The following is a 23,310-nucleotide window of genomic DNA, read 5'->3' on the forward strand; positions in this document are numbered from 1 at the left end:
AGCACCTCAGCGCCCTGTACCGGTCGAAAGGGGATGCCCGAGCCTAGGGTGGGGGTATGGGCGACGGTGCCGTGACGCTGTTCCTGTGCGGTGACGTGATGCTCGGGCGCGGCGTCGACCAGATCCTGCCGCATCCCGGAAGCCCGGTGCTGCGCGAGGGGTACGTGACGGATGCCCGGACGTACGTGGAGCTGGCCGAGGCGGTCAGCGGTCCCGTCCCCGCGCCCGTCGACCCCGTCTGGCCGTGGGGCGCGGCGCTGCCGTTGCTGGACCGGTCCGCCCCGGACGCCCGGATCGTGAACCTGGAGACGGCTGTCACGGAAAGTGACGAGTTCGCCTGCGGCAAGGCGGTCCACTACCGGATGCACCCGGCCAACCTGCCCGCGCTGACGGTGGCCCGGCCCGATGTGTGCGTGCTGGCCAACAACCACGTCCTGGACTTCGGCCGGCGGGGCCTCGAAGAGACGCTGGCCTCGCTCGCCGGTACCGGAGTGCGGGCTGTCGGCGCCGGACGCGACGCCGACGAGGCCTACGCGCCCGTGGCGGTGTCCGTGGGGCACGGCCGCCGCATCGTGGTCCTCGCCCTCGGAGCGCTGTCCAGCGGCATCCCGCCCGACTGGGCGGCGACCACGGACCGGTCCGGTGTCGCGTACGTCCGTGAACTGACGTCGGCCGCTGCCGAGGCGGCCGTCCAGCGTGTGCGGCGGTCGAAGCGGCCGGGCGACATCGTGGTCGTCTCGGTGCACTGGGGATCCAACTGGGGCTATCTCGTGCCCCGCGAGCAGACGCGTTTCGCGCGCGCCCTGGTCGACGGCGGCGTCGACATCGTTCACGGCCACTCCTCGCACCACCCCCGGCCCGTGGAGATGTACCGGGGCCGCCTCGTCCTCTACGGGTGCGGCGACTTCATCGACGACTACGAGGGCATCTCGGGCTACGAGGAGTACCGCGACGACCTCCGGCTGGGTTACCTGGTCTCGGTGGACGAGGACACGGGGTGCACCACCGGCATGCGGATGTTCCCCCTGCAGGCGCGGCGGATGCGGCTGGAGCCCGCGGCGGAACAGGACCGCGCCTGGCTGCGCGCGACCCTCGACCGGATCAGCTACGGCGTCCGTATCGGGATGGAGGCCGACGGCACGCTCAGCCTCGGATCCGGCGGGTAGGCGCGGACCGGCACGGGTACCCGTCCGGTCGGCAGACGTTCCCTGAGGAGATGACTCGGATGCTGTTCCTCGGACTGCTCCTTCTCGCGGGCACGGGCGCCTTCACCGCCCTGGCGATCATCGGAAACATGTCGGGCGGACCCGAGTACACGGTCTCCGTCCTCGGCCACGACATCGCCGCCATGAACGGCCTGGCCCTGTTCAGCTCGGGCCTCGCGCTGGCGCTCCTCTTCTGCCTGGGCCTGGCGATGCTGACCACGAGCGCCGCCCACCGCCACCGCCGCCATCGCGCTCCCTGGAACCGCAGGACGCAGGACACCACCACGCTCGGGGGCGGGATGACAGGGCCGGCGGGACCGGGGGCACGGGTCTGAGCGCCCTTCATGCGGGCTTTTCGCGGCCCCGTACGTACGCGCCCGCGCGCGCCGCGGCCTCGGCGGCCTCGGCGGCCCGGTCGGCAGCGGCCTCGTCGAGCGGGCCGCCACCGATGAGCAGCCGGTAGTACAGCGGGGCGGAGACGGCGCGGACCACCTCCTCGGCGTCGGTGCCTGCGGGCACCTCGCCCCGCTCGACGGCCTGGCGGACGCAGGGGGCCCACTCCGCGACGCGGATGTCGTAGAAGCGGTGCAGGGCCGCGGCCGTCTTCGTGTCGCCGGTGGCCGCCGCGATCAGCGCCTTGAACAGCGCCGCCTGCCGGGGGTCTGTCAGGGTGCGCTGCACCAGGCGGGCGTTGGCCTTCAGGTCGCCGCTCAGGGAGCCGGTCTCGGTGCGCGGCGCGGACTGCTCGGCCATGTCCAGCAGCACGTCGGCGACCAGCCCCGTCACCGTTCCCCAGCGTCGGTAGACGGTTGTCTTGCCCACGCCGGCGCGGCGTGCGACGTCGGCCAGATCGAGGTGGGTGAAGCCGAGTTCGGTCAGTGCGTCCTCGGCCGCCCGCAGCACCGCCTCCCGCACACGCGCCGTGCGCCCTCCGGGTCGTACGGTTCCCGGCTCGTTCTCGCCCGCCATAACGGTACTCCAGTTCCATTAATCGCTCGGTCCTGCTACCTTGGCGGCAGCTAACGGAACTATAGACCCGTTAGCTGTCCACTTCGGAAGGGGTCTGACATGGAATACAGGCGATTGGGCGCGTCCGGACTCATGGTTCCCGCGCTGAGTTTCGGAGCCGGCACCTTCGGGGGCCGGGGCCCGCTCTTCAGCGCCTGGGGCACGACCGACGCCCGGGAGGCGCGCCGTCTCGTGGACATCTGCCTGGACGCCGGCATCACGATGTTCGACACCGCTGACGTCTACTCGGCCGGCGCCTCCGAGGAAGTGCTGGGGGAAGCGATCAAGGGCCGCAGGGACCAGGTGATCGTCTCCACCAAGGCCGGCCTGCCGCTGGGGGACGGGCCGGGCGACGCCGGATCCTCCCGCTCCCGGCTGATCACCGCCTGCGAGGACGCCCTGCGCCGGCTGGGCACCGACCGTCTCGACCTGTTCCAGCTGCACGCCTTCGACGCCGGGACGCCGGTGGAAGAGGTGCTGGCCACCCTCGACATGCTCGTCCAGGCCGGGAAGGTGCGCTACGTCGGCGTGTCCAACTTCTCCGGCTGGCAGGTGATGAAGTCCCTCGCGGCCGCGGAGAAGCACGGTCACCCGCGCTATGTGGCCCACCAGGTGTACTACTCCCTCATCGGCCGCGACTACGAGTGGGAACTCATGCCGCTCGCCCGGGACCAGGGCCTCGGCGCGATCGTCTGGAGCCCGCTCGGCTGGGGCCGCCTCACCGGCAGGATCCGCCGCGGCGTGCCGCTGCCCGACGACAGCCGACTGCACCGCACCGCCGACTACGGCCCGCCCGTCAGCGACGAAGACCTCTACCGGGTGGTGGACGCGCTGGAGGAGATCGCGGAGGAGACGGGCAGGGCCGTGCCGCAGATCGCCCTCAACTGGCTGCTCCAGCGGCCCACCGTGTCCTCGGTCATCATCGGCGCCCGCGATGAGCGGCAGCTGCGCCAGAACCTCGGTGCCGTCGGCTGGAGCCTCACACCCGAGCAGCTGGCGAGACTCGATGCGGCGAGCCATCGGCCGGCGCCGTACCCGTACTTCCCCTACGAGCGCCAGGAGGGATTCGCCCGCCTGAACCCGCCGCTCTTCGCCGCGCCGAGCTGAGGAACGGCAGGGTGGCCGGATGCGCCGGAACGATCACCCGCGCCGCGTCACGTAGCCCTCGTTCACGGCTGGAGGCCGGCGCGGACGAGCCGGAACGCGGCCGCCGGGTCCGCGGCGCGTGTGACGCCGCGCCCGACGACGACGTGAGAGGCGCCGGCGGCCATCGCCGCGGACGGTGTCGCCGGGCGGGCGTGGTCGGCCGGAGCATCGCCGGGCAGGGTGACGCCGGGGGTGACGATCAGAGCATCGCCACCCAGTGCGCCGCGCAGGGCCGCGACGTCCTGGGGCGAGGCGATCACCCCGTGACAACCCGCTGCGTCCGCCAGGCGGGCCAGCCTGAGCACCTGCTCCTCGGCCGAGTCGGCGACGCCGATGTCGGCCAGATCCTCGTCGGTCATGCTGGTGACCACGGTCAGGGCAAGGATCCGCAGGTCCGGGAAGGCGCGGGCGGCATCGACGGCGGCAGCCATGATGCCCGTACCGCCCATGCCGTGCACCGTCACCATGGAGACGCCCAGGGACCCGGCGGCGCGGACCGCCGCGGCGACCGAGTGAGGGATCTCGAACAGCTTGAGGTCCAGGAACACCTCCTTGCCCTGCGCGACCAGGTGCCGGACGAAGTCGGGGCCGGCCACGGTGAGCAGCTCCAGGCCCACCTTGTAGAAACGGCACGCGTCGCCCAGCCGGCCGACCGTCTTCTCGGCGGCGGCGCGGTTGTCGCAGTCCAGGGCGACGATGATCGGGTTGTCTTGATCCACGAGGTCATTGTGCGGTGAAGCTGACGCCCTGGGCGAGGGTCAGGGCGCTGGAGTAGTTGATGGTGTTGGTGGCCGAGCGCATGTAGGCCTTCCATGCGTCGGAGCCGGACTCCCGGCCGCCCCCGGTGTCCTTCTCGCCGCCGAAGGCACCACCGATCTCGGCGCCGGAGGTACCGATGTTGACGTTGGCGATGCCGCAGTCGGAGCCCGCCGCGGACAGGAAGATCTCGGCCTCCTGCTGGTCGCGGGTGAAGATGCTGGACGACAGCCCCTGGGGGACGTCGTTGTGCAGGGCGATCGCCTCCTCAAGGGTGTCGTAGGTGAGGACGTACAGGATCGGCGCGAACGTCTCCTCCCGTACGACGTCGGTCTGTTCACCGACCCGGACGAGGACCGGCTCGGTGTAGGCCGCCGCGGGCGCGGCCTCGGCCAGGCGCCGGCCTCCGCCGGCCAGGACCCTGCCGCCCTGGGCCTGCACGCGGGAGAGGGTGTGCTGCATGGCGTCGAGCGCCCCCGTGGAGATGAGCGGGCCGACCAGCGTGGTGTCGTCGAACGGGTCGCCGATGGGAAGCCTGGCGTAGGCGGCGGTCAGCCGCTCGACGACGGTGTCGGCGATGTCGCGGTGCACGATGAGGCGCCGCAGCGTCGTGCAGCGCTGGCCCGCGGTGCCGGCCGCGGCGAAGACGATCGCCGGGACGGCGAGGTCCAGGTCGGCGGAAGGGGCGACGATCGCGGCGTTGTTGCCGCCGAGTTCCAGCAGACTGCGGCCGAAGCGGGCGGCCACGCGGGGGCCCACCTCGCGGCCCATGCGGGTGGAGCCGGTGGCGCTGACGAGGGCGACGCGGGGGTCGTCGACGAGCCTCTCACCGACGGCGCGGTCACCGAGCAGGAGGCGGTGCACGTCCCGGGGCGCGTCGGCCTCGTCGGTGGCGCGGGCGAGCAGGTGGTCACAGGCCAGGGAGGTCAGCGGGGTGAGTTCCGAAGGCTTCCAGATCACGGTGTCGCCGCAGACCAGGGCGATCGCGGTGTTCCAGGACCACACGGCGGCGGGGAAGTTGAAGGCGGAGATGACGCCGACCACGCCGAGGGGGTGCCAGGTCTCGGCCAGCCGGTGGCCGGGGCGTTCGGAGGCGATCGTACGGCCGTACAGCTGGCGGGACAGGCCTACGGCGAAGTCGCAGATGTCGATCATCTCCTGGATCTCGCCGAGCGCCTCGGAGCGGATCTTGCCCGCCTCGATGGTGACCAGGTCGGCCAGGTCGCTCTTGTGCGCGCGCAGCAACTCGCCCAGGCGGCGCACCAGTTCGCCGCGGCGTGGCGCGGGTGTGGTGCGCCAGGTGAGGAAGGCCGTACGGGCGGCCGTGACGGCCTCATCGGTGTCGGCGCCGGTGGCGGCCGTCAGCCCGAAGAGGTGCTCGCCGGTGAGGGGCGTACGGGCGTGCAGGTCGTTGCCCTCGGGCACGTCGACACCGATGTTCTTCAGGGCGGCACGGGCGCGGGCGCGCAGGTCGTCCGTGCTGGGCAGTGCGCTGCTGGTCATGGTGGTCCTCGAAGGTGAGAGGCGTCAGCCGGGCGGATGGGGGAGGCCGAGTTCGCGGGCGACGTGGGCGAGGGAGCGGTTCTGCTGCTCTTCGTAGAGCGCGTAGGGGTCCAGGACGTCGTGGTCGATGGCGCCGGAGAGCCGGGCGGCGTCGTAGGCGGTACCCGGCTGGTCGTTGTCGCGGGTGCCCTCGCCGCCGAGGTTGGACCGGAAGATGCCGGCGGCGGAGCGGGGCAGGAAGTCCTCGTAGACGAGGGGCTCAGCGGTGATCCAGCCCTGCCGCACCAGTTCGCCGGTGGCGGTGGGCGGCGGGCTGCCGTCGCGCGGCCGGGCGGGGTGGGGACGGTAGGTGAAGTACGCCAGCTTCCCGGCGGCGAGTTCCTGCTCGCTGCCGGGCATGTGCCGTTCCCACACCGCGCGTGCGAGGTCGGCGCGGGCTCGCGAGGGGTTCCGGGCCACCTGCTCGTCGACGCGGCCGAGGAGGTCGTCGTAGAGCGCGCGTCCCTGTCGGGTCAGGGCGATGCCGCGGGCTTCGACCTCGCCGAAGCGGACCCGCAGGGCACCGCTGACGACGCTGCCGTCCGGGGTGCGCAGGGCGCGGGGTTCCGCCAGCGCCCGGAAGGAGGTCTGCCGCAGCAGGACGTCGGGGCCCTTCCAGGCCGGTGGGCCCTGGATGGTGTCGATCATCTCGATGCCGCGCTCGGTCATGCGCCGGTACAGCTCGTCGATGTCCAGGACGCGCGGGGTGAGGTGGTTGATGTGCGTGCTGCGGACGCCGCCGACGTCCGCGGCGACGGCGGAGATCCGCTCCAGGGTCTCGTACCAGGCCTTGTCGACCGGTTCGGGGGACAGCTCGAAGGCCTGCACGGCGAGCTGCAGGAACCGCTCGGCCTCCTGCCGGGGCAGTTCCCGCTCGGCGGCGGCACGGTCGGCCAGCGTGAGCAGCTCCGGAGGAAACAGTTCGCGGGCCGCGAGGAAGGCTTCGAGGCGCCGGCGCAGGTCCGGGCCGAAGAAGCGGAGGTCGCCGGGGGTGAGCATGGAGGTGAACACCCGGAAGGGGTTGCGTGCCAGTTCCGCGCCGTCGACCGGGCGGAACGCGGTGGAGACCACGGGAACGGCGCTGGCCGCGGCCTCCCGAAGGTCGTAGAACCCGACCGGGTGCATGCCGAGGGCGGCGAAGACGCGGGCGACCTGCTGCAGTTCGCGCGGCGTGCCGACGCGGATGGCGCCGTGCCGCTCGGCGCTCACCCGGCTGATGGACCCCAGGCGCTCGGCGTCGGGTCCCCGCGCGCGCAGCACGTCCTCGTTGACCTCGCGCGAGACGTCCACGAGCGTGCTGTAGGCGGGGACCTCCTGCGCGTACATCCGCGACAGCCGGGCGGCGAAGGCGGCCCGCAGGCGCCACTGACTGATCGTCGACATGCTTCGGCCTTCCGGAGGGGGTTCACACCACGTGGGCTTCGGGACGGACGCCGGCGCCGTGCCGGAAACGGTCGGCGCTGAGCGGGGAGATGTCGGTGAACGGCTCGCGCTCCAGGTACAGGTCCCGCACCACCTCACCGACCGCGGGTGCCTGGAGGAAGCCGTGTCCGGAAAACCCGGTGGCGTACAGGAAGCCGGGCAGCTCGCCGGAGCGGCCGATGAGCGCGTTGTGGTCCGGCGTGACCTCGTACAGGCCCGCCCACCCCCCGGCCGTCCGCATGCCGGCCAGCGCCGGTGCGCGGCGGCGGGCGACGGCGCGGAACAGCTCCAGCCACTCCGGCGTCCAGGTGGTGTCGAAGCCGTCCTGCTGGCCCGGGTCGGCCAGCCCGAACAGCAGACCGTCGTCGCTGTTGTGGAAGTAGGCGGTGGAGGAGAAGTCGATGGTGAACGGGACCCGTGGAGCGGGCGGCGTGAGCGGCTCGGTGAACGCGACCTGCCGTCGCACGGGCCGCACCGGCAGGTCGACGCCGGCCATGGCGCCGATCCGCGCCGACCAGGCCCCGGCCGCGCAGACGACGGTGGGGCAGGTGATACGGCCGTGGCTGGTGTGTACGGCGGTGACGCGGCTCCCGGCCCTGTCGATGCCCATGACCGCGGTGTGGGTGGCGAAGGTGACACCGGCCCGGGCCGCGGCCCGCGCGTACCCCTGGACGACCGGGCCGGGCCGGGCGTGCCCGTCGGCGGGGGAGTACGCGGCGGCCACCAGGCCGTCGGTGCTGAGGTAGGGACACAGGTGCTGGGCGTCGTCGGGGCTGATCATGCGGCTCGGTACGCCTAGGCTGTTCTGGAGCTCGACGGCGGCCTCGAAGGCGCTCGCCTGCTGTGCGCCGTCCAGCAGGAACAGGTAACCGACGGGATCCAGCCCGATGCGCGCGCCGGGCCGCCGGGGAAAGTCCCGGAAGGCCCGCAGGCTGCGGTTGCCCAGCTCGATGTTGAGCGGATCGGAGAACTGGGCGCGGACGCCGCCGATCGGCTTGCCGGAACTACCGTGGCCGAGATCGCCGCGCTCGACGACGACGATGTTCCGCACACCCGCCTCGGCGAGGTGGAACGCGGTGCTCACACCCATGACACCGCCACCGATGATCACCACATCGGCGCAGGCCGGAACGGTACGGAAGGCGGAGGAGGACAACGGGCCGCTCCCTTCCAGAGGCCACCCGGGTTTCCCTTTCGCGGGACGGGGCTGTTCGGTGACGCGGTGATGCCGATCAGCTGTCTCTGCGTCATCGTGCAGCAGCCCGCCCGTCGACGTCCATCAGCGGTAGGTGTCTTCGATCCCGGAACCGTGGATCCGGCGCTCGGCGGCCGGCCTCTCAAGCGCTCAGGAATGGGCCCTGAGGAAGTCGATGAGGGCCGCGTTCACCTCCTGCGGGCGTTCCTGCTGGGTCCAGTGGCCGCAGCCCGCCAGTTCGAGCGGCTTGCGCCACAGGCTGGGCATCAGGTCGGGGAGCTTTTCGATCAGTTCGGGTGTGCCGGGGAAGGCCGGGACGAGGTCGCGGTCACCGTAGATGTACAGGGCGGGCCGGGAGACGACGGCGCCGTGCCAGGGGGCGGTCAGTTCCCAGTTGCGGTCCAGGTTGCGGTACCAGTTGAGAGCACCGGTGAAGCCGCCGGAGAAACTCTCGGTGAGCGCGTCGAGATCGTCCTCGGTGAACCACTCCGGCAGCACCTCGGGATCCGTCATCGTGTCGAGCCAGCCCTGCCCGGGACTCACCAGCGGCTGTTCCACCCCGCCGGTGCGCGGGGCGGAACCGGAAGCCGAGTAGAAGAACTTCCGCAGCGTGGTGCGGACGTCCCTGCCGAACTCGGTGTCGGCCACGCCGGGGCGGTTGAAGTAGTTCCAGTAGAAGCGGCCGCCGAACCGCTTGTCCATGGTGGCGAGCGGGGGCTGGGTCCCCCGGAAGGGAGGCGGCACGCTCAGACCGGCCACCCCGAGCACCATGTCCGGTCGCAGCAGCGCCGTGTGCCAGGCGACCGGAGCGCCCCAGTCGTGCCCGACGACGAACGCCTTCTCCTCGCCCAGCGCCCGGACCAGGCCGACGACGTCGCCGACCAGATGGAAGATGCTGTACGCGTCGACCTCGTCGGGATGGTCGCTGCGCCCGTATCCCCGCTGGTCGGGGGCGACCACGCGGAAGCCGGCGTCGGCCAGGGGGCCGAACTGGCGGTGCCAGGAGTGCCATGACTCGGGGAAGCCGTGCAGCAGCACCACCAGCGGGCCGTCGCCCTGCTCGGCGATGTGCAGCCGGACGCCGTTCACGTCGACCATGCGATGCTCAACCATGCGCACGAGCGTACGCGCCGTGATCTTCGAGCGGCGGCACCGGCCCAGGCGTGCGGCGATCCGGCCCCCGTTCGCCGTACGCGGGGCGGCGATGACGCCGTGACGCACAGCGGCGGCCTGGGCCGCGGGTGCGCCGTGTCGTCTCGTGTCAGGCCGGCCTGACCGGCGTCGGCACCAGCGCGGCCGGGCAGGCCGGCTCGCGGCCGGCCAACGCTTCTCCCCGCGGATTGCCTCAACGGCCCGTTCTCTCAAGGGCATTGACTGCGGGAGTCTTCATTGGTTGAGTGGCTCAGCCACTGAACCACTGTCGTTGGAGGCCCGGGGTGGAAGCACTGCCACGCGAGACGATCGTCGACGTGCTGGAAAGGAGACTGCGCGAGGACATCCTCGCCGGGCGCCATCCGGCCGGGAGCTATCTGCCGCCCGAACGGGAACTCGCCGACGGGTTCGGGGTCACCCGCACCACGCTCAAGCACGCCTTCGGCCGGCTGGCGCACGCCGGCCTGCTGGAGACACGGCACGGAGTGGGCACGCGTGTGAGGGACTTCCTGCGCCTGGGCGGAGCGGACCTGCTGCCGATGCTCGTGCGCCACAGCCCCGACTGGATCGGCGAGATCTTCGAAGTGCGCCGCAGCATCGGTGCGTCGATCGCGGAACGGGCGGCGGCCCGGGTTACGGCGGACCAGATCACCGAACTGCGCCGGCTGCTGACGGCCGTCGCGGCGGCGGACGGCGGCGACCCGGCACAGCTGGCGGACGCCGAGGTCCACCGGGCGCTGGCCCGGGCCACGGGCAACCGCGTCTACGTCCTGCTGACCAACACGTTGTTCAACGCGTACCTGCCGGTGCGCGCCGCCCTGGTGGGGCCCTTCGAGGACGCCCGCACCGCGCACGACCGCCTCGCCCCCGTGGTCGAAGCCGTGGCGGCCGGCGACCCGGAAGCGGCACGCACCGCAGCCGGCGCCTACCTCTCGGCGACCGAGCGCATCATGCTCGAAGGCCTGGCCCGGTCCGCGGGGCGTGGGGAGACAGCCCGGTGAGCCCGCGCGGAACGGTGTTCCGGGAAACCATGCTGGGCCGCGTACGCCTGGCCGGCGAGGAGAACGACCGCCCCGTGCGGCTCGACCTCGTGGCCCGCGCCGACCGGGTGCTGCTGCCCCACCGGACGACGCGGGCACGGCTGACGGGACGGATCCGGATAGCGGGACGGGCCGACGACAGTGGCATCGAGGGCGAGTTGGAGATCTCGCCGCTGGCCCGCCGCAGGATCCGCTACCGGGCGGGCTTCGACCTGGACGGCCGGCGCCTGCTGCTGGACGGCTGGAAGTCGGTGTCGTTCACGCGTCCGCTGACGTCGATGACCGTACTGCCGTACACCCTGTACGAGGACGGTGCGCGCGCCGGTGCGGGCACCTTGCGCTTCCCCCTCGCCACCGGCCTGCTGCCCTTCCTCGCCGGCTTCCGGTTCCCCCGGACGGCCGTGCCCGCCGACGGCCCCGATCCCGCGCCGCGTTGGGACGGCAGGCCGGGCCGCACGGAGGTCTGGTACACCACGCTGACCGACCCGGCGACCGGCACCGGCGTCTGGCTGCACCACGAGGTCGTCGCGCCCAGCGACGGCTCACCCGCCTACGCCCACGGCTGGGCCGCCCTGTTCCCCGAGGACGGCCCGGTGCAGCACGCCCGTTTCGGACCCACCCCCTGGACGGCGCAGTCCCACGGCTTTCGCACCGAGGACGCCCGTGCCCTGCCCGGTCGCCTCACCGGCTCGGCGGGCCCGTTCCGCTGGGCCCTCTCGGAGGAGCCGCAGGGCCCGCCGCTGTACACCTTTCCGCGCTGGTCCTGGAGACATCCGTGGCTGCCGGCCGCACACCTGCTGCCCGCGGCCCGTGCCCACTACACCGGTACCGTCCGCCACGGCACCGGTGAACTACGGCTCACCGACGCACCCGGCGCGAGCGCCCGCATCTACGGCCACGGCAACGCCCGCCGCTGGGCCTGGCTCCACGCCGACCTGGGCGGCGGTGACGTCCTGGAGATCGTCGCCGCGGTGTCGATGCGGCGAGGCCTGGACGGGCTGCCCCCGCTGGTCTTCCTGCGCCTGCGCCACCACGGTCGCACCTGGCCGCGGAGAGCGGAGCGGTCCGCCGTGGGCTGGGCGGGCATGGGCCGGTTCCGGGCGGACATCGGACTGCCCCGGTGGCGGGTCGGGGGCCGCGCCGGCCTCCAGCGGATCCGGGTGACGGTGACCCAGCCGCCGGAGCGGACACTGGCACTGGACTACACCGATCCGGACGGCTCCGCCGCGGTGTGCCGCAACAGCGAGCGGGCGGACGCGGAAGTGCACCTGGAACGCTGGCGGGGCGGATGGCGGACGCAGGCCCTGTGGCGGTTGTCGGGCACCGCCCATGCGGAGGTCGGCGAGCGATGAGAGCCCCGGCTTCCCCCGCCCTGGAAGGATTCGTCGCGGCCGTCCTCGCTGACGACGGCACGGCCGGGTGGACCCGGGCCGTGCCCCCGCGCGTCGCGGCACTGCTCGACGCCCTGCCCGCTCCGGCACGGCTCGCCGTACGCGCGGCCGCCGCGGCCGTCGACACCTACGCCGTCGCCCGTACCGGCAGGCGACTGTCCGCACTCGGTCCGACGGCGCGGCAGCAGGTCATGGCGTCGCTCGCCTCCCGCCGGGCCCTGCTGCCGCTGCTGGACGCGGTCAAGGTGCCGGTGATGCTGGCCGCCGGCACCGAGCGGACCATGCACCACGACGCGGCACCCCCGCCGTCCGCCCCGAAGGACCCGCCCCTCGACTGCACGCCCTCAGCGCACTGGCCCACGCGGTCCACCGCCGACGCGGTCGTCGTCGGCTCGGGGGCGGGCGGGGCGATGGCCGCCCGGACGCTCGCCGCGGCCGGTCTGAGCGTCGTCGTGGTCGAGGAGGGGGAGCACCACACCACCGCCTCGTTCGCGCGGCGGCCTCCGCTGGACCGCTTCATCGACCTGTACCGGGACGGCGGCGCGACGATCGCCGTCGGCAACCCCCCGCTGGTCCTGCCGGTGGGCCGCGCGGTCGGCGGTACGACCGTCGTCAACTCCGGCACGTGCTACCGCCCTCCGGACCACGTCGTCGACCGCTGGCTGAGCCACTACGGATTCGCGGCCGCCGAGGGCTTCGACTCCCCGCTCGACGAGGTCGAACGCGCTCTGCGGGTGGCACGCCAGCCGCTGGACGTCCTGGGCGACAACGGGCTGCTCGCACTCGCCGGCGCCGAGCAGCTGGGCTGGGCCGCCGCGCCCCTGCGGCGCAACGCCCCCGGCTGCCGGGGCTCGTGCCAGTGCGTCGTGGGCTGCCCCACCGGCGCCAAGCAGAGCGTCCAGCTGTCCGTGCTGCCCGAGGCCTGCGCGGCGGGTGCCCGCATCGTGACCGGCGCCCGCGTACGGCGTGTCCTCACCGACCGCGACGGGCCGCGCGGCCCACGGGCCGCCGGAGTGCTGGCCCGCCGCCCGGACGGCAGTGAACTGGAGATCCTCAGCCCGTTGGTCGTCGTCGCCGCGGGGGCCCTGCACACGCCGCCGCTGCTGCGCCGTTCCGGTCTGGGGGGACACCCGCGGCTCGGCCGTAACCTGAGCGTCCACCCCGCCATCAGCGTCGCGGGCCGCTTCAGCCGGCCCGTCTCCGGCGGGCGGGGCGTCCTGCAGAGCGTCGGAGTGGAGCACCTGCGCGCCGAGGGCATCCTCATCGAGGCCACCGCGGCGCCGCCCGGCATGAGTTCCTTCGTCCTGCCGGGCGTCGGCCGGGAACTGCGACGCGAGATCGAGCGGACGGAGCGGTTGGCCACCCTCGGCGCCATGATCGCCGACCGGCCCTCGGGCCGCGTCCTGGGGAGCGACCGCATACTGCTGCGCTACGACCTGGCGGAGCGCGACGCCGGGCGGCTGCTGCGTGCCCAGCGGGCCATGGGGCGGGTGCTGTTCGCCGCGGGAGCGGAGGAGGTGCTCACGGGCGTCCCGCACGCCCCGCGCGCCCGCACCCCGGCCCAACTGGAGGCACTGCTCGACACGGTGAGTGCGCGCCGCCTCCATGTGTCCGCGTTCCACCCCACGGGCACGGCGGCGGCCGGCGCCGACCCCGAGCGGTCACCGGCGGACCCGCAGGGGCGCCTGCGGGGCGTGCACGGCGTACTGATCGCCGACGGCTCCCTCCTGCCGAGCTGCCCGGAGGTGAACCCACAACTGAGCATCATGGCCGCGGCCCTGGCCGTCGCTCGGCGTTTCGTCACGGGGTCCTGACGACCGAGCGCGGCACCGACCCCCGACGATCCGCCGGCACCGCGAACCGAGCACCGGGGTGTACCGCCTCGCTTGACCTTCACCTTGGGGGAGGCCGCAGCATCGCTGAGGTCGGGCGACTCGCCCGACACGGGGAGGAGCGAGCATGGAGTTGCTGACCATCGGGGCGTTCGCGAAGGCGTCCCGGCTGTCGCCGAAGGCACTGCGTCTCTACGGCGACCTCGGCCTTCTGCCCCCGGCTCGCGTCGACCCGGTGACCGGGTACCGCCTGTACGCACCGGAACAACTGGACCAGGCCCGACTGGTCGCCTGGCTCAGACGCCTGGGGATGCCCCTGGCCCGCATCCAGCACGTCTGCACGCTGGAGGCGGGCCCCGCGGCCCAGGAGATCCGCGCGTTCTGGGCCCACGTGGAGGCCGACACCGCCGCACGGCGGGACCTGGCCACCTTCCTCATCGGCCACCTGTCCTGGAAGGACCCCGCCATGGCACCGACCGCCCAGCCCCTGGGAATCCGTTACGCCGCCCTGTCCGACAGGGGACTCGTCCGCGAGAGCAATCAGGACACCGCCTACGCCGGCGCCCGCCTGCTCGCCGTCGCCGACGGCTGCGGCAGCCACGGAGCCCGCGCGAGCGCCGCCGCCGTCGACGCGCTCAAGCCCCTGGAGACCGCCGGCATCCCGGCGGGCAGTCTCCTCAACCTCCTCGAAGGCGCCGTCGAACAGGCCGAGCGGGCCGTACACGGCGTCGCCGGGACCGGTGCCGACCCGGAGACGGCCGGCACCACCCTCACTGCGCTGCTCTGGACCGGATCCCAGCTGGCCCTCGTCCACATCGGCGACTCCCGGGTCTACCTGCTGCGGTGCGGCGAGCTGTTCCAGATCACCCACGACCACACCCTGGTGCAGGCGATGGTCGACGAGGGACGCATCAGCCCGGAGGAGGCCCTCTCCCACCCCGAGCGATCGCTGCTGGTACGGGCGCTGGGCCGGGGGGCCGACGGCACCCCGGACCTGCGCCTGCACGACGTCCGGCTGGGCGACCGGTACCTGCTGTGCTCCGACGGTCTGTCCACCGTCGTGCCCGCCGAGCGGATCCGCCGGGTGCTCGCCGAACCCACGCAGCCCGAGCAGGCGGTGCGTGAACTCGTCGCCCTCGCCAACGACTCGGGCGGCCCGGACAACGTCAGCTGCGTGGTGGCCGACGTCCTGGCGGAGGCTCCCTAGCCGCCGTTGCCCGCCTGGGCCGGGCGTGCCCACCGTGCGGCGTGGACCGATCCCTCCTCGATCGCCCGCTGGGGCAGTTGCAGACCGAGAGACGTCTCCAGCGCGTGGAAGTACAGTGCGAACTCGTCGGTCAGCTCGGGGTGGTCGAGTTCGGCGCGGCGTACGGCCCGGTTGAGGAAGTCGAGTTGGCCGCCCCGGTAGTACGGGGCGCGCCCCCGGTCGTACCAGATCAGTTCCAGCACACCCCAGTCGTCGTCGACGCGGCGGCCGTCACGCGTGTAGTCGAAGGTGTAGATGGCCTTCGCCGCGCAGGCGCTGAGCTCCACGGTCTCGGTGACGCCCAGCCGCGCGAGCGCCGCGCTGTCGGCCCGGGTGCCGGGTGGCGTCTCGTGGTACATCAGGAACACCCAGTCGCCGGACTGTCCGAAGCAGACGGTCTGCCAGGCGAGTTCCCAGCTGTCGCGGCCGTCGCCGTCCATGCCGCGCAGGTCCGACAGACACGTCCCGGCCGCGGTCTGCCCGGGGTCGGCCCCGTGGAGCAGGGCGATCTCCTCGGCGCTGATGTCCTCGCCGCGGAAGAAGGCGAGGGTGGTGTAGGGGTCCTGCTCGTGCCAGGAACGGGCGATCCAGGCGAGGCGTTCCAGCGGGTCCCTTTCACACGGCCGTGCCGGAGGCGCACCGTCCACTCCTCCGGCACGAAATCTGTCGCCCCAGGCGGGGTTGATTTCGTCCAGCATCCCCGCCTGCCCGGTGACGAGGTTGGTCGCCGGGCCTCGGCCCGGTGAGCGGGCGACGATGTGTTCGGCGAGCTCGCGGACCGCCGCCTCGGCAGCGAAGTACAGCACCTGGTCGAGGTCCTGGGTGGCGAAGACCTCCCGGTAGGGGCCGTGGTGGCCGCGCACGGTGCCGTCTTCGTCCAGGACGAGGAAGAGGCCGTCGTGAGCGCCTGCGCGCCGTGCGCACTGGTCGGGAGAAGTGCCGGTGGGCGGGAGCATGGCGTCGTCGAGCAGGTCGGAACCCGCCGCCATCCGCTGCCAGGCCCGCTTGAGGGTGTGCTCCGTCATCCGCATGGGCGTCAGTATGCGACCGGCCACTGACACACCGTCCTGCCGCGCTGCCGCAGAGCCCGCTCCGCAATTCCCTCGCGCGGGGGCCGGCAGGGGCGGAGACTTGTCCCATGGCGGACATGGGGTCGTTCCGGGAGGCGGTCACCGCGTGGGCGGCCGGCGGCCCCGGCGACATCGCGCGCGAGCTGGCCGCGCAGGTGCCCGTCCGCGCGGCCGTCCTGCTGGAAGGACCGAGCGACGTCGCAGCCGTCGACGCGCTGGCCGCGAGCCGCGGCCGGAACCTGGCGGCCGAAGGAGTCTGCGTCCTGGCGATGGGCGGTGCGATGAGCGTCGGACGCTACGCCCGCCTCCTCGGGCCACACGGTCTGGGCCTCCGGCTCACGGGCCTGTGCGACGAACGGGAGCGTGGCTACTACGCCCGCGGCCTGGAGCGGGCCGGTGCGGCACCGCAGGAGTTCTTCGTCTGCGCGGCGGATCTGGAGGACGAGCTCATCCGCGCGCTGGGCGTGAACCGGGTGCGGGAACTGGTCCGGGCGGAGGGCGATGTGCGCTCACTGCAGACCTTCCTGCGCCAGCCCGCACAGCAAGGCCGCACCTCACAGCAGCAGTTGCGGCGCTTCCTCGGCACGAAGAAGGGGCGCAAGGTCCACTACGGCCGCGTCCTCGTCGAGGCTCTCGACCCCGACCGCGTCCCCGCACCGCTCGACGGCCTCCTCACGAGCCTGTGACCACGCGCGCCGCGGGCCGGCGGTAACTTCGTGTCCCCGGCTGTGTCTCACTGGCGTGAGGAGGCGTTCACCGGATATCTCTACCAAGGGAGACGGACGAGAGCGTGGGGAGTGGACTCCGGTGACAAGGGAACGGCAACCGAAGCTGCCGATACGAGGGCAGCGCCGGCCGGTTCCCGGTTCGCGCCGGGCGCGGCGCGAGCAGGCGGTCTCCGAACTGCGGGCGCGGGGTGCGTACGGTCCCGAACTCCGCGACGTCCTCCCCGCGTTCGCGGGCATCGGGCTGGCCGTGCTCGTGCCCGTGTGCCTGCTCACCTGGCTGCACCGCACGTTCGGTGCCGTCGGTCTGGTGCTCGGCGCCCTCCCGCTGGCCGCGAGCGCCGTGGTGGCCCTGCGGGTCCGCCGGGCGGTCGTCCGCCGACGCGGCGGCCGCTACCTTCCGGCGGAGCTCGCCCTGCTCGATGAGCAGGGGTTGGCCCAGGCGGCGGCGCGCATCCTGCAGCGCGACGGCTGGCGCGTGGTCGACCTGACCCTGCAGCAAGGGAGGCGGCGCCTGCATGCCCGGGACGGCCGGGGGCGCCAGCTCGACGTCTCGTTCCGCTCCGCGGCGACGGCCGAAACAGGCCAGGACTGGCAGGCAACCCTCGTCGAGACGGACCGGCCGGGTGCCGGCCGCCCGATCCAGCTGATCGTCCACTCCGGCAGCTTCAGCCGCACCGACCTGCTGTGGGCCTCCCGCCAGGGCGACGTCCACCTTGTGGACGGCCGCCGGCTGCAGCGCTGGGCGACCGGTGCTTCCCTGGAAGAACTGGGGCTGCCGGGCTGACGCGCGCCACGCGGTGGGTGCGGTTTCTCCGGGGTGGCGGTGCCCCGTGTGGCTGCCGCTCATCTGTGATGCGAACATCTCTATAGAGCACCCGTTGCTTAGTCATGGGCTGGGTGGGAAGTCGGAGGGGCACAGCCCACCGCCGGTGGATCGGTGGGACGGGTCGGTCCCGGGCGCGGCAGTAAGGCGCCCGCCGTCACCTGAGGAGTGTCGTGACCGTTCGCATCGGAGTGGAAGAGGAGTTCCACATCGTCGAGGTGGAGACGGGTCTGCTCGTGCCCCGAGCCGACACCGTGCTCGAAGAGCTACCCGGGCCCACCTTCACGACCGAGTTGCAGCAGGCGACGGTGGAATCGAACAGCGGTGTGCACGCGTCCCTGGACGACCTTTACGGCGATGTCCTGCGGACCAGGCGCCGGCTCGATGCCGCAGCGACCGCTCACGGCCTGGCCGTGGTGGCCACCGGAACGGTGCCGCTGGCCCGCACGGCGGACATGCGCCCGACCGCAGGGCGCCGCTACCGCCACATGGTCGACGAGTACCGCATGGTCGCCGACGAACAACTGATCTGCGGAACCCACGTCCACGTCGACGTCCCCGACCGTGACATCGCGGTGCGCGTCATGTGCGAGGTGGCGCCATGGCTCCACGTGCTGCTGGCCCTGTCCGCCAGCTCGCCCTTCTGGCTGGGCGCCGACACCGGCTATGCCAGCTGGCGGACCATGGTGTGGCAGCGCTGGCCCACCGCGGGACCGCCGGGATGCTTCGCCGACGCCGCCGCCTACGACGCGGCGGTGCAGTGCCTCGTCGACTCCGGCGTCATCAGCGACGCGGGGATGATCTACTACGACATCCGGCCCTCCGCCCACCAGCGCACCCTCGAACTGCGCATCTGCGACGCCTGCCCGCGCGCGGAAACGGTCGTTCTGATCGCCGGGCTCTTCCGCGCCTTGGTGACCGAAGCCCGGGAGCGGCTGGAGGCGACGGGCACCCCCGCCTGCGCAGGCCGCCACGAGTGGCTGCGTGCCGCCGCCTGGCGCGCCGCGAGGTCGGGCCTGGAAGGAACCCTGATCGATCCCACGAGCGCGCATGAGGCCCCCGCGGCCCAGGTCGTCCGCAGCCTGCTGGGACGGGTGCGCCCGGCGCTCGCGGCCGCCGGAGACTGGCCCACGGTCCGGGACCTCGCCGAGAGGGCGCTCGTGGCCGGCAGCGCCGCCCACCGCCTGCGCCGTACGGCCGCGGCGGAGGACCTGCTGGCCTGCACGGATCTGGCGATCGCGGAAACCAGGGGCGAGGAACACCCGCGTCGCCGGCCCGTCGCCGCGCCCACCGGCCAGGTCGCCTCCCCGGGGCGGCCGACCGGGAAGGCCTCCGGGGCCCACCCGGCGAGAATCGCCCGCCGCTGACGTGTGCACAAGGAGTCCCGCCTCCCGCCGACCCACCCCGTAACCCCCGCCCACCCACCCGGTAACCCGCTCTCGACGTCAAGGAGCATCGGCACCGTGTCCACGAGCCCCGACCGCATACCGCCGGGCGGGCCCGCGCGCACCCTCTCGCCGCGCGGCCCGCGTGACCCGTACGTGCAGCGGGGAGGTGGACGCGGATGTGCGGCCTGAGCGGAGAGATGCGCTTCGACGGCACACGGCCCGCCCTGGCGGCCGTCGAACGCATGAGTGACCGGCTCGCCGCCCGCGGTCCCGACGGCCACGGCATCTGGTCGCGGGACGCCGTGGCGCTGGGGCACCGCAGACTGAAGATCATCGACCTCTCCGAGCGCGGGGCCCAGCCGATGACCGACGACCAGCAGGAGCTCACCGGCGTCTTCAACGGGTGCATCTACAACTACGCGGAGCTGCGCACGGAACTCAGGGCCCTCGGCCACCGGTTCCGGTCCACCTCCGACACCGAGGTCGTCCTCAAGGCGTACCAGCAGTGGGGCACCGCCTGCGTCGACCGGTTCTACGGCATGTTCGTCTTCGCCCTCGTCGAGCACCGCACCGGCCGGCTGATCCTGGGACGCGACCGGCTCGGCATCAAGCCCCTGTACCTGGCACAGACACCCGGACGGCTGCGCTTCGCCTCGACGCTGCCCGCCCTGCTCGCGGGCGGGGACGTCGACACCTCGCTGGACCCCGCCGCCGTGCACCAGTACCTCAGCTGGCACGCGACCGTCGCCGCGCCCCGCACCGTCCTGGCCGGGGTGCGCAAGCTCGCCCCCGCCACGGTGCGGGTCGTCGAGCCGGACGGCACCTACGCGGAGCACCGCTACTGGCAGCCGTCGTACACGCGTCGCCCCGAGCACGCGGGTATGGGCCCCACCGAGTGGCGGGACCTGGTACTGGACACCCTGCGCACCGCCGTGCGCCGGCGGATGGTGGCCGACGTGCCGGTCGGTGTCCTGCTCTCCGGAGGGCTGGATTCCAGCCTGATCGTGGCTCTGCTGGCCGACGAGGGGCAGCGGGACCTGGCGACCTTCAGCGTGGGCTTCGAGTCGGAGGGCGGTGACGAGGGGGACGAGTTCCGGTACTCCGACCTGATCGCCCGCGAGTTCGCCACCGATCACCATCAGCTGGTGGTGCCCTCGCGGAGGGTCTCCACGGCCCTGGACGCGGCGGTCGCCGCGATGAGCGAGCCGATGATGAGCCACGACGTGATCGCCTTCCATCTGCTGTCCGAGCAGGTGGCCAGGAACGTGAAGGTCGTCCAGAGCGGGCAGGGCGCCGACGAGGTCTTCGCCGGCTACCACTGGTATCCCGAACTGGCTTCCGTGGCCCGCGAGGAGGAGCCGCAGAGGTACGCCGAGACGTACTTCGACCGGCCGCACGCCGACCTCGCCACGATGCTGCAACCGCACATGCTGCCGCCGGACGACGTCTCCGGCCGGTTCGTCCGGGAGCACATGGCGATGCCGGGGGCCGAGACCGCGCTCGACGCCGCCCTGCGGCTCGACACGCATGTCATGCTGGTGGACGATCCCGTCAAGCGGGTCGACAACATGACCATGGACTGGGGCCTGGAGGCCCGCGTGCCGTTCCTGGACCACGAGCTGGTGGAGCTGGCGGCCGCCTGCCCGCCGGAGCTGAAGCTGGCCGACGGCGGCAAGGGCGTCCTCAAGGAGGCCGGCCGCAAACTGCTGCCCCACGAGGTGGTCGACCGCCCCAAGGGCTACTTCCCGGTCCCGGCGATCACCCACATGGCCGGACCCGTCCTGGAAAGGGTGCGCGAGGCACTCAACGCGCCGGAGGCGAAGCGGCGCGGGCTCTTCCGGGACTCCTACGTCGCCGGACTCCTGGCGGCCCCCGACCGACACCGCACCAAGCGCGGAGCGAACGCGCTGTGGCAAGTGGCTTTGCTGGAGATATGGCTGCAGACGCACGGAATCTGACCGGGGAACCCCTCAGGGAACGCACGCTCGACACGGACGGGACCGCTGTCGGGCGGCTTCCCGCCGTGCACCCGACGCGGACCATCGAGCCGCCTCAACCGGCCCCGGACGTGCGTGGCCGCGCCGTCGCCGCGCCCGCCCGCATCCCCCTGCCGGACGCCTCGGGGCCGCGCGACCCGACGACTCGGCTCATCGCGCACGGCTGCTGGTACCCCTCGGCCGACCCGGCCGGAACGCAGGTCGCCTTCATCTGCGACCGGGGTGGTGTACCCCAGCTCTGGGTGGGCCCCGTCGACGGCGACGCGGTGCGTCTGCTCGACGACGGACCGGACCCCGTCCAGGAGGTCGCCTGGTCGCCCGACGGCCGCTGGATCGCCTACACCACGGCCCCCGGCGGCGGTGAGCTCACCCACGTGCTGTGCGTACGCCCCGACGGCACCGACCGGCACATCCTGGCCGGAGCCGAACCCGGCAGCTCCGCCCACCTGGGCTGCTGGGCACACGACGGCTCGGCGATCGCGGTCACCGTCGCGGTCCCCACCGCCGTATCCGTCCTGGAGACCCTGGCCGAGCCCGATCAGGCCGGCCCCGGTCCGGCACCCGGCCGGCTGCCGGACCACTGGCAGGGCCGGATGGGCGATGCGGAACTCCTCGGTGCGCCACCCCACAGGGACCGTGGACCCGGAACGCCGTCACCCCCCGTCACCGCCGAGACGATGGCGATCGGCGCCCCGGCCGACCGCGGGACCGCCCCCGCGGCCGGCTTCGGCGACGGACTGTCGGCCTACCTCATCGACCCCGACGGGGTGGCCGCCCCCGTCCTGCTCGCCGTCGAACAGGACGCGGCCACGCTGCGGGTGTGCGATCTCAGCCGTGACGGCGCGCTCGCGCTGCTGCGCCGGGGACCCCGCGGGCGGCGCGAGGCGGTGGTGCTGCGCACCACCGACCATGTGACGACCTGTGTGGTGCCGGTGGCCGACGGCGACCCGTGGATCGGGAGCTTCTCACCCCGCGCCGACACCCTGTGGCTGCGCAGCAACGCCCACCGGGAGTTCGCCGTCCTGCTCGCCGCCGAACTCGACCCGGAAGGCAACCCGCGCGCCTGGTCGGCCGGGGTGTCGCGCGAGGACTGCGACCTGGAGCTGTTGCGGGGCGCCCACGACGGCGGCGCCGTCGTACTGGCCTGGAACGTCCGGGGCATGACCGAACTGGAGATCCTCGACACGGACCCGTCCGGTACGGCCCGGGCGGCGACCGGTCCGCCCCGGCCCGTGCCCCTGCCCCACGAAGTGGTCACCCGCATCGTGGACGCCGGCCCCGGGCTGCTGCTGGCCCTGTCGGGATCCCGGCGTCGTCCCGGCATCTGGTGGCTGCCCGAGGGCGTGGCCTCGGTGCGCACGGCGTGGTCGTCACGGGACGAGGACGCCGTACCCCCGGGCCGGCCGCCGGTGCGCCCGGTCCCGCTCCGGCCCACCGCGCGCGACGGGCTGCCGCTGAACGGCTGGTACTACCGTGCGCCGGGGCGCGGCCCGGGCGAACCGGCGCCCTGTGTCATCCATCTGCACGGCGGCCCCGAGGACCAGGAGCGCCCGGTCCTCTCCCCGCTGTACCACGAGATCCTGGGCCGAGGACTGGACGTCTTCGCCCCCGACGTGCGCGGATCGTCCGGGTACGGCCGGTCGTTCGTCGACGCGGACCTGGGCAGGGGCCGGTTCGCCGCGCTCGACGACGTGGCGGACTGCGCCGCCCACGCGGTGCTCGCGGGCCCGGCCGACCCCTCCCGACTGGCCGTCATGGGCCGCTCCTACGGCGGCTATCTCACGTTCGCCTCGCTGGTCTGGCACCCGGACCTGTTCCGCACGGGGGTGGCGGTGTGCGGCATGTCGGACTTCGCGACGTTCTTCGAGGGCACCGAACCCTGGATCGCCCAGTCGGCGGCCAACAAGTACGGTCACCCGGTCGTCGACCGTGAACTGCTGCACGCCCTGTCCCCGATGAGCCGCATCGACGCGCTGCGCGCGCCGGTGCTCGCCGTGCACGGGGAGCACGACACCAATGTGCCGCCGGGGGAGTCGGAGCAGTTCGTACGGGCGGCACGGGAGCGGGGCGTGACCGCCGAGCTGCTCACGCTGCGCGAGGAGGGGCACGAATTCCTCCGAGCCGACAACCGTCGCCTGTTCCGCCGTGCCGCCGCCGACTGGTTGCAGCGGCACCTGACCGGTTGAACCCCCGGTCCGGGTGGCTGAGTGCCCTCCTCCCCCGTGTTGCCGGCTGTTCCGTCGAATCCCCCGTCGGAACGTCCGGCAGAAAGGAGGGCGGCATCACTATGACGCCTTCGAAAGGTTGAACGCAACTTGAGAATTCCCTTTCTCATCTCGCGAGAAGTTCGATATTAAACATTCTCGCGG

Annotated in this window: 19 protein-coding genes; 12 read left to right on the forward strand and 7 right to left on the reverse strand. The window is 73.1% G+C overall.

The window, feature by feature from the left end; translation table 11 throughout:
• Positions 1-56: 56 nt before the first annotated feature.
• Together IE244_RS14330 and IE244_RS41910 are read left to right on the forward strand one after the other, a co-directional pair.
• On the forward strand, positions 57-1,166 hold the full coding sequence (locus IE244_RS14330) for a CapA family protein (protein WP_191873898.1): 1,110 nt from the start codon (positions 57-59) through the stop codon (positions 1,164-1,166).
• 50 nt (positions 1,167-1,216) lie between these two features.
• Positions 1,217-1,540 carry a hypothetical protein gene (locus IE244_RS41910; RefSeq protein WP_229854097.1) on the forward strand — a complete coding sequence of 108 codons (324 nt, stop codon included), beginning with the start codon at positions 1,217-1,219 and terminating at the stop codon, positions 1,538-1,540.
• Between the two features lie 7 nt (positions 1,541-1,547).
• Here IE244_RS41910 and IE244_RS14340 read toward each other — a convergent pair whose 3' ends face one another.
• Positions 1,548-2,174, reverse strand: coding sequence for a TetR/AcrR family transcriptional regulator (locus IE244_RS14340; RefSeq protein ID WP_191873899.1), 627 nt, complete (start codon positions 2,172-2,174; stop codon positions 1,548-1,550).
• Positions 2,175-2,273: 99 nt separating this feature from the next.
• On the opposite strand from IE244_RS14340, the gene IE244_RS14345 reads away from it, so the two are divergent.
• On the forward strand, positions 2,274-3,320 hold the full coding sequence (locus IE244_RS14345) for an aldo/keto reductase (protein ID WP_191873900.1): 1,047 nt from the start codon (positions 2,274-2,276) through the stop codon (positions 3,318-3,320).
• Between the two features lie 62 nt (positions 3,321-3,382).
• Here the strand turns inward: IE244_RS14345 and pyrF are convergent, their stop codons facing one another.
• The 5 genes from pyrF to IE244_RS14370 form a co-directional block, all read right to left on the reverse strand.
• Positions 3,383-4,078 carry an orotidine-5'-phosphate decarboxylase gene (pyrF, locus tag IE244_RS14350; RefSeq protein WP_191873901.1) on the reverse strand — a complete coding sequence of 232 codons (696 nt, stop codon included), beginning with the start codon at positions 4,076-4,078 and terminating at the stop codon, positions 3,383-3,385.
• A gap of 4 nt (positions 4,079-4,082) precedes the next feature.
• Complete coding sequence (gene amaB / locus IE244_RS14355) at positions 4,083-5,618, reverse strand: L-piperidine-6-carboxylate dehydrogenase (protein WP_191873902.1); 1,536 nt, start codon at positions 5,616-5,618, stop codon at positions 4,083-4,085.
• A 24-nt stretch (positions 5,619-5,642) separates the two neighbouring features.
• Entirely contained in the window at positions 5,643-7,040 is a 1,398-nt protein-coding gene (gene hglS, locus IE244_RS14360; protein ID WP_191873903.1) for a 2-oxoadipate dioxygenase/decarboxylase, read from the reverse strand.
• A gap of 22 nt (positions 7,041-7,062) precedes the next feature.
• Positions 7,063-8,235 (reverse strand): NAD(P)/FAD-dependent oxidoreductase, encoded by a 1,173-nt coding sequence (locus tag IE244_RS14365; protein WP_191873904.1) that lies wholly within the window; start codon positions 8,233-8,235, stop codon positions 7,063-7,065.
• A 189-nt stretch (positions 8,236-8,424) separates the two neighbouring features.
• Positions 8,425-9,372 (reverse strand): alpha/beta fold hydrolase, encoded by a 948-nt coding sequence (locus tag IE244_RS14370; RefSeq protein ID WP_191874074.1) that lies wholly within the window; start codon positions 9,370-9,372, stop codon positions 8,425-8,427.
• A 338-nt stretch (positions 9,373-9,710) separates the two neighbouring features.
• Between IE244_RS14370 and IE244_RS14375 the strand changes: the two genes are divergently transcribed.
• The 4 genes from IE244_RS14375 (at position 9,711) to IE244_RS14390 (ending at position 14,896) form a co-directional block, all read left to right on the forward strand.
• The gene (locus tag IE244_RS14375) at positions 9,711-10,427 is read left to right on the forward strand and encodes a FadR/GntR family transcriptional regulator (RefSeq protein ID WP_191873905.1); all 717 of its coding nucleotides are present in this window, start codon (positions 9,711-9,713) and stop codon (positions 10,425-10,427) included.
• Entirely contained in the window at positions 10,424-11,818 is a 1,395-nt protein-coding gene (locus IE244_RS14380) for a tocopherol cyclase family protein (RefSeq protein ID WP_191873906.1), read from the forward strand. Before IE244_RS14375 ends, IE244_RS14380 begins: the two co-directional genes overlap by 4 nt.
• Entirely contained in the window at positions 11,815-13,671 is a 1,857-nt protein-coding gene (locus IE244_RS14385) for a GMC family oxidoreductase (RefSeq protein ID WP_191873907.1), read from the forward strand. The genes IE244_RS14380 and IE244_RS14385 overlap by 4 nt, the downstream gene beginning before the upstream one ends.
• 145 nt (positions 13,672-13,816) lie before the next feature.
• A complete protein-coding gene (locus IE244_RS14390) occupies positions 13,817-14,896 on the forward strand; it encodes a MerR family transcriptional regulator (protein ID WP_191873908.1) in 1,080 nt (359 codons plus the stop codon).
• Here IE244_RS14390 and IE244_RS14395 read toward each other — a convergent pair.
• Positions 14,893-15,966, reverse strand: coding sequence for a hypothetical protein (locus tag IE244_RS14395; RefSeq protein WP_191873909.1), 1,074 nt, complete (start codon positions 15,964-15,966; stop codon positions 14,893-14,895). The two genes, IE244_RS14390 and IE244_RS14395, sit on opposite strands and share 4 nt — an antisense overlap.
• Before the next feature lie 107 nt (positions 15,967-16,073).
• On the opposite strand from IE244_RS14395, the gene IE244_RS14400 reads away from it, so the two are divergent.
• The 5 genes from IE244_RS14400 to IE244_RS14420 all read left to right on the forward strand — a co-directional run bounded on the left by IE244_RS14400 (position 16,074) and on the right by IE244_RS14420 (position 23,127).
• Positions 16,074-16,691 (forward strand): TOPRIM nucleotidyl transferase/hydrolase domain-containing protein, encoded by a 618-nt coding sequence (locus tag IE244_RS14400; protein WP_191873910.1) that lies wholly within the window; start codon positions 16,074-16,076, stop codon positions 16,689-16,691.
• A 121-nt stretch (positions 16,692-16,812) separates the two neighbouring features.
• Positions 16,813-17,517 carry a hypothetical protein gene (locus IE244_RS14405; protein ID WP_229854098.1) on the forward strand — a complete coding sequence of 235 codons (705 nt, stop codon included), beginning with the start codon at positions 16,813-16,815 and terminating at the stop codon, positions 17,515-17,517.
• 212 nt (positions 17,518-17,729) lie between these two features.
• On the forward strand, positions 17,730-18,923 hold the full coding sequence (locus IE244_RS14410) for a carboxylate-amine ligase (RefSeq protein ID WP_191873911.1): 1,194 nt from the start codon (positions 17,730-17,732) through the stop codon (positions 18,921-18,923).
• Positions 18,924-19,120: 197 nt separating this feature from the next.
• Entirely contained in the window at positions 19,121-20,902 is a 1,782-nt protein-coding gene (locus IE244_RS14415) for an N-acetylglutaminylglutamine amidotransferase (protein ID WP_191873912.1), read from the forward strand.
• On the forward strand, positions 20,878-23,127 hold the full coding sequence (locus tag IE244_RS14420; RefSeq protein WP_191873913.1) for a prolyl oligopeptidase family serine peptidase: 2,250 nt from the start codon (positions 20,878-20,880) through the stop codon (positions 23,125-23,127). Before IE244_RS14415 ends, IE244_RS14420 begins: the two co-directional genes overlap by 25 nt.
• The last annotated feature ends 183 nt before the right edge of the window (positions 23,128-23,310 follow it).

This window comes from Streptomyces filipinensis (genome assembly GCF_014649495.1).
Taxonomy (GTDB): domain Bacteria; phylum Actinomycetota; class Actinomycetes; order Streptomycetales; family Streptomycetaceae; genus Streptomyces; species Streptomyces filipinensis.